13 protein-coding genes and 1 riboswitch are annotated in these 12,389 nt (G+C 66.4%); of the genes, 2 read left to right on the top strand and 11 right to left on the bottom strand.

Annotation, left to right across the window (positions count from 1 at the left end):
- Positions 1–13: 13 nt before the first annotated feature.
- The gene (locus tag N536_RS0128855) at positions 14–775 is read right to left on the bottom strand and encodes an alpha/beta fold hydrolase (protein WP_029116790.1); all 762 of its coding nucleotides are present in this window, start codon (positions 773–775) and stop codon (positions 14–16) included.
- 52 nt (positions 776–827) lie between these two features.
- On the opposite strand from N536_RS0128855, the gene mhuD reads away from it, so the two are divergent.
- The gene (mhuD, locus tag N536_RS0128860; RefSeq protein WP_029116791.1) at positions 828–1,139 is read left to right on the top strand and encodes a mycobilin-forming heme oxygenase MhuD; all 312 of its coding nucleotides are present in this window, start codon (positions 828–830) and stop codon (positions 1,137–1,139) included.
- A 17-nt stretch (positions 1,140–1,156) separates the two neighbouring features.
- The gene (locus N536_RS0128865) at positions 1,157–2,530 is read left to right on the top strand and encodes a serine hydrolase (protein WP_029116792.1); all 1,374 of its coding nucleotides are present in this window, start codon (positions 1,157–1,159) and stop codon (positions 2,528–2,530) included.
- A gap of 1 nt (position 2,531) precedes the next feature.
- Here the strand turns inward: N536_RS0128865 and N536_RS0128870 are convergent, their stop codons facing one another.
- The 10 genes from N536_RS0128870 to N536_RS0128915 all read right to left on the bottom strand — a co-directional run bounded on the left by N536_RS0128870 (position 2,532) and on the right by N536_RS0128915 (position 12,361).
- On the bottom strand, positions 2,532–3,083 hold the full coding sequence (locus N536_RS0128870; protein WP_029116793.1) for a histidine phosphatase family protein: 552 nt from the start codon (positions 3,081–3,083) through the stop codon (positions 2,532–2,534).
- A gap of 13 nt (positions 3,084–3,096) precedes the next feature.
- Positions 3,097–3,891 carry a CbtA family protein gene (locus N536_RS0128875; protein ID WP_029116794.1) on the bottom strand — a complete coding sequence of 265 codons (795 nt, stop codon included), beginning with the start codon at positions 3,889–3,891 and terminating at the stop codon, positions 3,097–3,099.
- A gap of 1 nt (position 3,892) precedes the next feature.
- Positions 3,893–4,108, bottom strand: a complete 216-nt coding sequence (locus tag N536_RS0128880; RefSeq protein ID WP_029116795.1) for a CbtB-domain containing protein — start codon at positions 4,106–4,108, stop codon at positions 3,893–3,895.
- A gap of 38 nt (positions 4,109–4,146) precedes the next feature.
- Positions 4,147–4,250: riboswitch (cobalamin riboswitch) on the bottom strand.
- Between the two features lie 75 nt (positions 4,251–4,325).
- The gene (locus tag N536_RS0128885) at positions 4,326–6,872 is read right to left on the bottom strand and encodes an ATP-dependent Clp protease ATP-binding subunit (protein WP_029116796.1); all 2,547 of its coding nucleotides are present in this window, start codon (positions 6,870–6,872) and stop codon (positions 4,326–4,328) included.
- Positions 6,873–7,134: 262 nt separating this feature from the next.
- Positions 7,135–7,476 carry a histone-like nucleoid-structuring protein Lsr2 gene (lsr2, locus tag N536_RS0128890; protein WP_029116797.1) on the bottom strand — a complete coding sequence of 114 codons (342 nt, stop codon included), beginning with the start codon at positions 7,474–7,476 and terminating at the stop codon, positions 7,135–7,137.
- Positions 7,477–7,585: 109 nt separating this feature from the next.
- Positions 7,586–9,109: a lysine--tRNA ligase gene (lysS, locus tag N536_RS0128895; protein WP_029116798.1), complete on the bottom strand. Its 1,524-nt coding sequence runs from the start codon at positions 9,107–9,109 to the stop codon at positions 7,586–7,588.
- 123 nt (positions 9,110–9,232) lie between these two features.
- Positions 9,233–10,048: a type III pantothenate kinase gene (locus N536_RS0128900; RefSeq protein WP_029116799.1), complete on the bottom strand. Its 816-nt coding sequence runs from the start codon at positions 10,046–10,048 to the stop codon at positions 9,233–9,235.
- A gap of 5 nt (positions 10,049–10,053) precedes the next feature.
- Complete coding sequence (gene panD / locus N536_RS0128905) at positions 10,054–10,461, bottom strand: aspartate 1-decarboxylase (protein WP_029116800.1); 408 nt, start codon at positions 10,459–10,461, stop codon at positions 10,054–10,056.
- Positions 10,461–11,405 (bottom strand): pantoate--beta-alanine ligase, encoded by a 945-nt coding sequence (gene panC / locus N536_RS0128910; protein ID WP_029116801.1) that lies wholly within the window; start codon positions 11,403–11,405, stop codon positions 10,461–10,463. Before panC ends, panD begins: the two co-directional genes overlap by 1 nt.
- Positions 11,402–12,361, bottom strand: a complete 960-nt coding sequence (locus N536_RS0128915) for a DUF2520 domain-containing protein (RefSeq protein WP_036438009.1) — start codon at positions 12,359–12,361, stop codon at positions 11,402–11,404. Before N536_RS0128915 ends, panC begins: the two co-directional genes overlap by 4 nt.
- Between the last annotated feature and the right edge of the window lie 28 nt (positions 12,362–12,389).

Below are 12,389 nucleotides of genomic sequence, written 5' to 3' on the forward strand. Positions count from 1 at the left end.
TTGGGTCAACCGGTCACCGAAGGGCGAGCGTCGACAAGAACGACTGGACCGCATCACGATAGTCCTGCGGAGCATCGTCGTGAACCAGATGCCCAGCGCCAGGAACGCGCAAATACGTTGTCCTATAGCCAGTCTCGTTCATCTCATGCATCTGCCCCGGTGGCGTCACCGAATTGCCCGCCTCGATCAGCAGCGCCGGTGCCCGCACCGAATGCCACTGCGCCCAATAGTCTCTGGTCCCCCACTCCGCGGCGATCTCGATCCAGCGCTCGGGCGGCCCGTGCAGCCGCCAACCCGTAGCCGTCCGGTCGAACGCCTCAAGGAAGTACTGCCCGGCAACGTCGCCGAACTCGTCGAAAACCTGCTGCTCCGAAGTGAACTCGGCAGGCAAGGCATGCAGCCACGGCTCCCACGGACCGGTGGTGCGGCCGCGGAAGTCGGGAGCCATGTCCTCGACCACCAGGGCCGCCACCAATTCCGGGCGAGCCGCCGCCAGACACCACGAGTGCAGGCCCCCCATCGAGTGCCCGATCAAGGTGACCGGCCCAATGTCGGAAACGGCGTCGGCGAGGTCGGTGACGAACCGCTCGGTGCTGATCGGGTGTGGGTCGGCGACGTCACGGCCGCGATGCCACGGCGCGTCGTAGGTGTACACCCGGCCCGCCTCCGTCAGCCAAGGGAGCTGACGCGACCACGTGCTGCCCCGGCCCATCAGGCCGTGGACGAGCACGATGGGCGCTCCGCTACCGCCCCTCGCGGTCAGTTCGGTGCGCATGCCGCCATCCTGCCTTCCCGCCGGTGTCGAGTCGGGCGGTAACCTGATGCCCATGCCCGTGGTGAAGATCAACGCGATCGAAGTTCCCCCCAACGCCGGTCCGGAGTTGGAGAAGCGGTTCGCGAATCGTGCACACGCCGTCGACAACCAGCCCGGTTTCCTCGGATTCCAGTTGCTGCGCCCGGTCAAGGGCGAGGACCGCTACTTCGTGGTCACGCAGTGGGAAACCGAGGAGGCGTTCCAGGCCTGGGCCAGCGGCCCCGCCGTCGAGGCGCACGCCGGGCAGCGCGCCAATCCCGTCGCCACCGGTGCGTCGCTCCTCGAATTCGAGGTCGTGTTGGACGTTCAGAAGTCGGGGGCGTAGCGACTTGGGGATCTACGTTGCGGGGACCGGCGCTTAGCTCAGGCCGGGGACGACGCCGCGCGGCCGGGCTCCCGGTCGTCTTCGCGCTCATCGTCGCCCTGGCTTGCGGCTGCGCCCACGCAGGCCCGCCTCCGGCAGAGGCCGCTGCCTACGGGGTGCACATCGACATCAACACCCCGCAGGGCCTGCACGCCAAGCAGACCCTGGACATGATCAACTCCGACTGGCCCATCGGCCCCGTTGGAGTCCGCACGCTCGCCGTCCCCGCTCAGGTCGACAGCGTCGTCGCTGCCCTTGATCGGCTGTGGTGGGACCGGCCGATCACCGTGACGAGCATCGACGTCGGTGCTGGCGCGGCGACGCTGCACACGCTGACGTCCTACGGGGCGGCTCAAGACATCGAATTGCGAACGAGCAATGGTGGTTTGGTGGACCGCTTCAAGGTCACCATCCAGCCGCCCCCGATCCGGAAATGGTCCGACATCGATGCGGAGCTGACGAAGTCCGGTGCCCGCTACTCCTACCAGGTGTCGAAGGTGAGCGACGGCAAGTGCACGAGGTTGGCGGGCAGCAACGTCGACCAGTCACTTCCACTGGCGTCCATCTTCAAACTGTATGTGCTGCTTGCCGTTGCGGACGCCGTCAACGCAGGCACGTTGAGCTGGACCGATCAGCTCACCATCACCGCCGAGGACAAAGCCGTCGGCTCGGCCGGCTTCGACCACCTTCCACCCGGCGCCAAGGTGTCGGTGCGCGACGCCGCCCAGCAGATGATCTCGGCCAGCGACAACATGGCCACCGATCTCCTCATTGGCAGGCTCGGCCCCGGCGCCGTCGATAGGGCCCTGGTGCGGGCCGGCCACCACGATCCCGCGAGCATGACGCCGTTCCCCACCGCACACCAGTTGTTCGCCATCGGTTGGGGCGATCCCGACATCCGCGAGCAGTGGAAGAAGGCCGTCGAGCACGGTGGGCCGCAGGCCCGCACGCAGGTACTCGCGATGACCAACGAGAACCCCTACGACCCCGATCCGTACCGAACCCACACGCCCGCTTCGGAATTCGGCGCCGAGTGGTACGGCAGCGCCGCCGACATCTGCCGGGTGCACGCCGCGTTGCAGACGGCGGCGGTCGGCCCCGCGGCGCCGGTCCGCGACATCGTGTCGGCCACCCCCGGCATCGATCTGGACCAGGCGAACTGGCGCTACATCGGCGCCAAGGGCGGAAACCTGCCAGGAGACCTGACCTTCAGCTGGTACGCCGAGGACCGCACCGGCCAGGCGTGGGTAGTGAGCTTCCAGCTGAACTGGCCGAAATACCGCAGCCTGGCGGCGGCCGAGTGGCTGCTCTCGATCGCAAAGCAGGCGTTCGGGCTCATCCCGGTTGGGTGAGTCAACCCGTCGACCGCAACGTCCACGCCTGCCCGCGGAAGTGCAGCACCGTCCGGCTGGCCGGGCCCACGTCGATGCGCCAGAACGACCTCGGCGGCGAATCGAGCACCACCAGGATCGCCGCACGGATCACGGACGGATGCGTCACGGCCACCAACCGGCCGCGCTGACCGCTCACCGAGCCCAGCCAAGCACGCACCCGGGCGATCAGGTCGACCACCGACTCACCGCCGTGCGGGGCCTGTGCGGGTTCGGTCAGCCACATCGCCAAGTCCGCAGGCAGCACTCCGCCGAGGACGTTGCCGCGCCAGGCGCCGCAGTCCAGATCGGCCAGCCGAGGTTCGGTGCGCGCGCGCAGGCCGAGTAGCTCAGCGGTCTGGCGGGTGCGTTTCTCGGGCCCGCACAGCGCCGCGTCGACGGGCCCGAGTTCGACGGTCGCATCCACCTGGCGATGACCGACGGCGTTCAGTGGTTCGTCGGTGGGAAATCGTCCGGCCGCCATCGCGTCGGTCATGGCGTGTGACACGAGGGTCAGCCGGACGACCTCACTCACTCAAAGCCCAAACTCACGTAGCAGCCGACACCGTCTTCGGCCGAGCCGTGTCCAGCAGCCGGGACACCAGTGCGCCGAACACCAGCCCGATCGTCGCCCACATCACGACCTGCGTTCCGAGCGAGTACAGCCGGAACTCGTACAGGTCGTCGGCGGGGAAGCCGCCGAACACGATGTTGCCTGCGTCGTCGCGCAGCGGACCGGGCGTCTCGTCGATCGTCGGCAGGATCAGCATGACGATCGCGACGGCCACGACGTAGCTGCCCGCCGCGGCCAGACCGGCGTTCCACCCTCCCAGTCGCGGCGCCAGCCGACGGCCCAGGTAGACCGCGGCCACCAGCAGCGCCACCGACAACACGACCATCAGCAGGTACAGCAGCGTGCGCTGCCGAATCGTCTCGTCCAGGCTGGTCGCCGGCGGGCTCGCCGGGTACTTGAGGAACGGAACGACGTAGACGCTCAACAACATTCCGCCTGCCACCAACAACGACAGCGCCCGCGCGGACACATTGGCGACGCGGCCGTACGCCACGCAGAACACGACCGCGAACAGCGCACTCATCGCCACGCTGAACGCGAGCACCCCGAACCCCATCCCGACGTTGGCCTGCACACCGCGGGTGAACAGTTCCACCCCGTGTTCGTGCCCGTGACCGCCGTGCGCGCCCTCGTGAGCGGCGCTGAGTCCGTCCTCGAAGGCGATGGCGCGCTCGATCACGGGTTCGACGAAGACCCGCGCGAAGGCGAAGGAGAGCACACCGGCGAGGGCGCCGGCCAGCAGACCGCGCCCGATGATTCGCTTTTCCATGTCAGTGGCAGGGGAAGCCGAGCAGGTGCCGGGCGTCGTGCACGAACTCGTGCACGTGGGTGTCGCTGCCGAAGATCGACGTCGCACCCTGGTCCATGCCGACGAAGTAGAGCACCAGAAGGGCCAGGAAGGCGGTGGCCGAGAGCCAGACGGCCGCCCGGGTCACCGAGAGATCGAGTGCGGGCGCTGCGCTGCGGCGAGCGTCGGAAGAGGTCATGTTTACGTTCCTTTCGGGATTTCGCGTCCCGTATCCAAGGGTGATGACGTACGTCGGGTCTGACTTTTCACAGTGGCGCGACCGTTCTGGATTTGCACCAGAATTCCGTCGTCCGTCGATTACCCGAGCATCATAAGCACGGCGGTCGTCACCGCCATGCCCGACAACGCAAAAGTCCCCGGAATCCGAAGATTCCGGGGACCTCGCTGGAGCAGTGTTACTCGGCGACCGTGGTGGCAGCGGGCGCGCCGGCGAGGGCGGAGTCTGCTGCCGCGTCGGCGGTGGTCCTGGCGGCACCCGAGAACGTGAACACCGCATCCTCGATGTTGTTGCTCTCGCCGTCCCAGTTGTCCACGTCGACCGTGACGAGCTGACCCGGTCCGACCTCGTCGAAGAGGATCTTCTCGCTCAACGCGTCCTCGATCTCGCGCTGGATGGTCCGCCGCAACGGGCGGGCACCCAGCACCGGGTCGAAGCCACGCTTCGCCAGCAGTGCCTTCGCCTTGTCGGTCAGCTCCATGGTCATGTCCTTGGCCTTGAGCTGCTTGCCGACCCGGCCGATCATCAGCTCCACCATCTGGACGATCTCCGGCTGCGTCAGCTGGTGGAAGACGATGATGTCGTCGATGCGGTTCAGGAACTCCGGGCGGAAGTGTTTCTTCAGCTCGTCGTTGACCTTCTGCTTCATCCGCTCGTAGTTGTTCTCGCCGCCACCCTGGGTGAAGCCGAGGCCAACCGCCTTGCTGATGTCAGACGTACCGAGGTTCGAGGTGAAGATCAGCACGGTGTTCTTGAAGTCGACCGTGCGCCCCTGACCGTCGGTGAGACGACCATCCTCGAGCACTTGCAGGAGGCTGTTGTAGATCTCCTGGTGCGCCTTCTCGATCTCGTCGAACAGCACGACCGAGAACGGCTTGCGCCGCACCTTCTCGGTGAGCTGGCCGCCCTCCTCGTAGCCGACGTACCCCGGAGGGGCACCGAACAGCCGCGAGGCGGTGAAGCGGTCGTGGAACTCGCCCATGTCGATCTGAATCAGTGCGTCGTCGTCGCCGAACAGGAACTCGGCCAGCGCCTTGGACAGCTCGGTCTTACCGACACCGGACGGGCCGGCAAAGATGAACGAGCCCGACGGACGCTTCGGATCCTTCAGCCCGGCACGGGTACGCCGGATGGCCTTTGAAACAGCACGGACGGCATCTTCCTGGCCGATGATCCGCTTGTGGATCTCGTCCTCCATGCGCAGCAGGCGCGTGGTCTCGGCCTCGGTCAGCTTGAACACCGGGATACCGGTCCAGTTGCCGAGCACCTCGGCGATCTGCTCGTCGTCGACCTCCGCGACCACGTCGAGATCGCCTGAGCGCCACTGCTTCTCACGCTCGGCCCGCTGACCCACCAGGGTCTTCTCGCGGTCCCGAAGGTTGGCCGCCTTCTCGAAGTCCTGCGCGTCGATCGCGGACTCCTTCTCCCTGCGGGCGTCGGCGATCTTCTCGTCGAACTCGCGCAGGTCTGGCGGCGCGGTCATGCGGCGGATCCGCATCCGGGCGCCGGCCTCGTCGATCAGGTCGATGGCCTTGTCCGGAAGGAACCGGTCGTTGATGTAGCGGTCGGCCAGCGTGGCCGCCGCGGCGATCGCACCGTCGGTGATCGAGACGCGGTGATGCGCCTCGTACCGGTCGCGCAGACCCTTGAGGATCTCGATGGTGTGCTCGACGGTCGGCTCGCCCACCTGCACGGGCTGGAAGCGGCGCTCCAGGGCGGCGTCCTTCTCGATGTACTTGCGGTACTCGTCGAGAGTGGTGGCACCGATGGTCTGCAGCTCGCCGCGGGCCAGCTTCGGCTTGAGGATCGATGCGGCGTCGATCGCGCCCTCGGCGGCACCCGCGCCGACGAGCGTGTGCAGCTCGTCGATGAACAGGATGATGTCGCCGCGGGTGTTGATCTCCTTGAGCACCTTCTTCAGGCGTTCCTCGAAGTCACCGCGGTAACGGCTGCCTGCGACCAGCGAACCGAGGTCAAGCGTGTAGAGCTGCTTGTCCTTCAGCGTCTCCGGAACGTCGCCGTGGACGATGGCCTGCGCGAGACCCTCGACGACGGCGGTCTTGCCGACGCCGGGCTCACCGATCAGGACCGGGTTGTTCTTGGTACGGCGGCTCAGCACCTGCATGACCCGCTCGATTTCCTTCTCGCGGCCGATGACGGGGTCGAGCTTGCCCTCCATCGCGGCGGCGGTCAGGTTGCGGCCGAACTGGTCGAGCACCAGCGACGTGGACGGGTTGCCCGCCTCGCCACCGCGGCCACCCGTGCCTGCCTCGGCGGTCTCCTTGCCCTGGTAGCCGCTCAGCAGCTGAATGACCTGCTGGCGCACGCGGGTCAGCTCGGCACCCAACTTGACCAGCACCTGGGCGGCGACGCCCTCGCCCTCACGAATGAGGCCGAGCAGGATGTGCTCGGTGCCGATGTAGTTGTGGCCGAGCTGCAGCGCTTCGCGCAAGCTCAGCTCGAGCACCTTCTTGGCGCGCGGGGTGAACGGAATGTGGCCCGACGGCGCCTGCTGGCCCTGGCCGATGATTTCCTCGACCTGGCTGCGGACACCCTCGAGGGAGATGCCCAACGACTCGAGCGACTTGGCAGCTACGCCTTCACCCTCGTGAATGAGACCCAGGAGGATGTGCTCGGTGCCGATGTAGTTGTGGTTCAGCATCCTGGCCTCTTCTTGGGCCAGAACGACGACGCGCCGTGCGCGGTCAGTGAAGCGTTCGAACATCGGTGGTTACCTGCTCTCCATAGATCGGGCAGCCCTGCGCACGGCGTGCCGTGCTCTGCACCTGCCGTCCACTCTAATGGGCGGCAAGCCGGGGTGCCCTTCCTGTCCCTGGCTAAACCAGGGCTCGTGCGCGATGAATTCCGCGCTGCAAGAGACCAACGCCTGGTAGACGTCAAACGTTTCCGCTGCGGGCTCCGATGAGTTCGCCGCTAGCGAAAGCGCGCACCGACCCGGTCGACGCCGGGTAGCTGGCAACGCTCGCTTACGTTGCCGCGTGGAACGCGTCGATGACGTCCGCCGGGATGCGCCCCCGCGTTGAGACGTTGTGCCCATTGCGGCGAGCCCAGTCCCGAATGGCGGCACTCTGCTCGCGGTCGATGGATGCCCGGCCGCGGCCAGAACCCGCCGACCGGCCTCTGCGACGGCCACCGACACGGCGGCCGGCCTCGACCCATTGCTTGAGTTCGTTTCGAAGCTTTGCGGCATTCTTGGACGAAAGGTCGATCTCATAGCTGACACCGTCGAGCGAAAATTCGACCGTCTCGTCGGCAGCTCCCTCACCGTCGAAATCGTCGACCAAGGTGACGGTTACTTTTTTTGCCATTACCTCACACTGACCCTTCTGCCTGGGCACACAGTCGTTTGATCTCGACTCCCGCCACAATGCTGACATAGGAACGCACGCCATTCAACAAGTGAGGCAATCTTAGGTATCAGCTGCCCTGTCTGCGCACTATCGGGAACAATACAGTCTCCCTAATCGACAGCCCCGTCAGGGCCATCAACAAGCGGTCGATACCCATTCCCGTTCCGGTGGTCGGAGGCATCGCATACTCCAATGCGGCAAGAAAATCGTCATCGAGAAGCATTGCCTCGTCATCACCGGCAGCTGCCGCACGTGCTTGCGCTTCGAAACGTTCCCGTTGAATCACGGGGTCGATCAGTTCGGAATAACCAGTCGCCAACTCGAACCGCCGGATGTACAGATCCCACTTTTCGGTGACACCGGGGATACTCCGGTGCGACCGCGTGAGAGGCGTGGTCTCAACGGGAAAGTCACGAACGAAGGTGGGCGCCCACAAGGTTTCGCCCACGGTGTGTTCCCAAAGTTCCTCGATCAGTTTTCCGTGCCCGTAACCCCGGTCCCGCGGAATCTCGACCCCCAAGCGATCGACAATCGACCACAAGTGCGCTGCAGTTGTCTCGGGTGTGATCTGCTCGCCCAAGGCCTCGGACAGCGAGGGATACATTTCGACGGTGGCCCATTCTCCGTCGAGATCGTAGGTGCTGCCATCGGGCAGGGGCACCTGGCGCGTGCCAATCGCCTCGTCGGCGACCTCCTGAATTATCTCGCGGGTGACGATGGCGGAATCCTCGTAGGTTCCGTACGCCTGATATGTCTCCAACATCGCGAATTCGGGGGAATGCGTGGAATCCGCCCCTTCGTTTCTGAACACGCGATTCAACTCGAAGACCTTCTCAAAACCTCCGACCAAGCATCGCTTGAGGAACAGTTCCGGTGCGATCCGAAGGTAGAGGTCGGCGTCGAGCGCATTGGAGTGCGTCACGAATGGACGCGCGGCGGCACCGCCCGCGAGGGTCTGCAGGATCGGAGTTTCGACTTCCAGAAAACCGCGCCGCTCGTATGCGGAACGCACGGCGCGCACGACCGCGATTCGCTGCCTGGCGATGGTCCTGGCCTCCGGCCGGACGATCAGGTCGACGTATCGCTGCCGCACGCGCGATTCCTCACTCATCTCCTTGTGCGCGACGGGAAGCGGCCGCAACGCCTTGGAGATGATTTGCCAGGAATCTGCGAGCACAGAAAGTTCGCCCCTACGCGAACTGATGACCTCGCCGTGCAGGAAGACGATGTCGCCGAGGTCGACGTCGGTCTTCCAGGCGTCGAGGGATTCAGCGCCCACCTTGTCGAAGCTCACCATCGCCTGCAGGTGGGTGCCGTCGCCTTCCTGCAACGTCGCAAAGCACAACTTTCCGGAATTTCGGGCGAACACCACGCGGCCCGCGACGCCGACGCTCTGCCCCGTCTCCGTGCCCGCTGGCAGGTCGGGGTACGCCGTGCGGATCTCGGCCAGCGTGTGGGTTCGGGGTACCTCGACGGGGTACGGGTCGCGGCCCTCGGCGATGAGCCGCTCGCGCTTGCCCTGGCGGATGCGGAACTGCTCGGGCAGGTCTGGGTCTGATGTCGCGGAGTCGCGCGTATCTGCAGAGCTCACGACGTGCCAGCTTAAATCAAAAGTCAGGCCCTGATTTCGCCGCGCCGCGACCGCCCTGGCGGCTTGTGAGCGCTTTCGTTCGTCAGCGAGCGTTTGCGCGCACAAATCGTAGGGGGCAGCGAGCTAGCGGGCCTGCTTCAGCTTGCCCCGTTGATTGTCGCGGTTGCGTTCGAACACCAGCCGCAGGCCGTCGAGCGTCAGGTGCTTGTCGTAGTGCTCGACGGTGTGCAGGTCGGGTAGCAGCAGCGGAGCGGTGTGCCCGGTGGCCACCACCGCGACGTCGTCACCGCCGAAGCCGTCGACGTCCTCGCGGATCCGGGTCACCAGGCCATCGACCAGACCGGCGAAGCCGAACACCGCACCTGCCTGCATGCACTCGACGGTGTTCTTGCCGATCACCGACCGCGGTCGGGTCAACTCGACGCGACGGAGGGCAGCCGAACGGGCGGCGGCGGCGTCCGACGACACCTGCACGCCTGGCGCGATGGCACCGCCGAGGAACTCGCCCTTGCGCGATACGACGTCGACGCAGATCGATGAGCCGAAGTCGACGACGATGGCCGGGGAGTGGAAGCGCTGGAACGCCGCAAGGCAGTTGACGATGCGGTCGGCGCCGACCTCCTTGGGATTGTCGACCAGCAGCGGAATACCGGTCCGCACACCGGGTTCGATCAGCACGTGCGGCACGTTGGGCCAGTACTGCTCGAGCATCAGCCTGATCTCGTGCAGCACGGACGGCACGGTAGACAGCCCGGTGGCACCGGTGAGGCGCTCCGCGTCGTCGCCGATGAGGCCGTCGATGATGAGCGCCAGTTCGTCTGCGGTGACTTCTGATTCGGTGCGGATGCGCCAGTTGTGCACCACCTTGGCGTGGTCGCCCGAACCCGAAACCAACCCCACGACGGTGTGGGTGTTGCGGACGTCGATGGCTAACAGCACGGGATCTACCGCGGTGACATCAGGTCGGCGGCATCGGCAGGCACGAAGGCGGGATCGTGGCCGAAGTCGATTGCCCGGTTCTGCCCGTCGACGAAGACGACCCTCGGTTGGTACGCCCTGGCCTCGGCGTCCTCCATGGTGGCGTACGCGATGAGGATCACCAGATCGCCGGGATGGATCAGATGCGCTGCGGCACCGTTGATCCCGATGACGCCGCTGCCCCGCTCACCGGTGATCGCATAGGTCACTAGCCGGTTGCCGTTGTCGATGTCGACGATCGTCACCTGCTCGCCCTCGAGCAGGTCCGCCGCGTCCATCAGGTCGGCGTCGATGGTGACCGAACCGACGTAGTGCAGGTCGGCCTGCGTCACCGTGGCGCGGTGGATCTTGGACTTCAGCATGGTGCGAAACATCAATTCCTCCAAGGTAATTCATGGCTCTGGTCCGACTCGACGCGGGAATGCCCGTCGATGCCGGCCGATGCGCCGATGTCTATGGCGATGTTGTCCAGAAGTCTGGTCTTGCCGAGGCGCGCCGCCACCAGCAGCCTGGCCGTGCCCTCCCGCGGTGCCGGTCCCAGCCACGGGTCTCGCACCTGCAGGTAGTCGACCTCGATGGCGGGTACCTCGACGAGCACGGCGCGCGCGGCGTCCAACGCCTCGGACGCGCCACGCGATGCGGCGTACATGCCTGCGAGCAGTGCTGCCGACAGTGCGCCTGCCTGTTCGCGCTGCACTTCGTCGAGGTATCGGTTGCGCGACGACAGGGCCAGCCCGTCCGGTTCGCGCACGATCGGCACGCCGACGATCCGCACCCCGACGTTCAGGTCATCCACCATCTGCCGCACCAGCACCAGCTGCTGGTAGTCCTTCTCACCGAAGAAGGCCCTGTCCGGCCGTACGATCTGGAACAGCTTGAGAACAACCGTCAGCATGCCGGCGAAATGCGTTGGGCGGGAATCACCTTCGAGCTCCGCTCCGAGAGGCCCCGGCAGCACCGTGGTGCGTGGGCCGTCGGGATACATGTCGGCCGCGGTCGGCGCGAACACGATCTCCACTCCCTCGGTACGCAACACCGCCACGTCGTCGTCGAACGTTCGCGGATAGCTTTCGAGGTCCTCGCTGGGACCGAACTGCAGCGGGTTAACGAAGATCGACACCACCACCACCGCGCCCGGCACCTGCTTGGCCGCCCGCACCAGCGCCAGGTGCCCCTCGTGCAGGGCACCCATGGTGGGCACCAGCATGACGCGGCGCCCGGTGGTCCGCAGTGCGCGGGACACGTCGGACATGTCGTCGGGCCTGGCGTAGACGTTGAGCTCTCCGGCCGTGAACTTCGGAGGTCTGCGGGCGGTCACGGCTGGCCTCCAGGTGTCGACGGTTCGGTCAAGGCGGCGAAGACGTCGGCCGGAGCGTGCGCACGCTGCGCTGTGCGCAACGAGATGGCCCGATACGCCTGCGCCAGTTCGGGATCCACCTCGGTGAGTGCCTGCAAGTGCGCGACGACGGCCGCCGCGTCACCGCGCGCGACGGGCCCGGTGAGAGCACCCTGGCCGCGCTGCAAAGCGTTCTCCAGCGAGGCGCGGGCGAGCGGCCCGATCACGCGCTCGGCGATGCCGCCGGGTGCGTCGCCGACCAGTTCCTGGCCGAGCAGCTCCTGGCCCCACAGCGCGCCGCGCAGCGCCTCGACGGCGTCGAGCAGAACGGTGATCACGTGATTGCCCGCGTGGGCCAGCGCCGCGTGGTACAGCGTGCGGGCGTCCTCGCGGACCCGAAAGGGCTCGCCGCCGATCTCGAGTACCAGTGACTGGGCGATGGCGTAGCCCACCTCGTCGGCGGCGGTGATGCCGAAGCAGGCTTCCGAGAGTCGGACGATGTCCTCGTCGGCGCCGGTGAAGGTCATCGCGGGGTGGATCGCGAGCGGGACGCAGCCCTGTTCGGTGAGCGGGTTCAGCAGCGTGATGCCGTTGGCGCCGGAGGTGTGCACCACGATGGTGCCCGGTCGCACGGATTCCGTGGCGGCCAGCCCGGTGACCAAACCGGCGAGTTCTGCGTCGGGAACGGCGAGAAGCAGCAAATCGGCCCTGCTCGCGACCTCGTGCACGGGCAGCACCAGGGTGTCGGGCAGCCGGCGTTCGGCGCGTTGGCGTGATGCCCGTGAAATCGCGCTGCAGGCAACCACGACGTGATCGGCGCGCTCCAGCGCCACACCCAGTGCCGTACCCACGCGACCGGCGGAGATGACGCCGACCGCGAGCCGAGCCGGCCGGAATCCGTTGGGGGTCCCCACTGCAGACGACCTCGCTGACGTCATGAGTTACTTCGTTCCAGTCCCTCGATAC

It is taken from the genome of Mycobacterium sp. URHB0044 (assembly GCF_000620625.1).
Taxonomy (GTDB): domain Bacteria; phylum Actinomycetota; class Actinomycetes; order Mycobacteriales; family Mycobacteriaceae; genus Mycobacterium.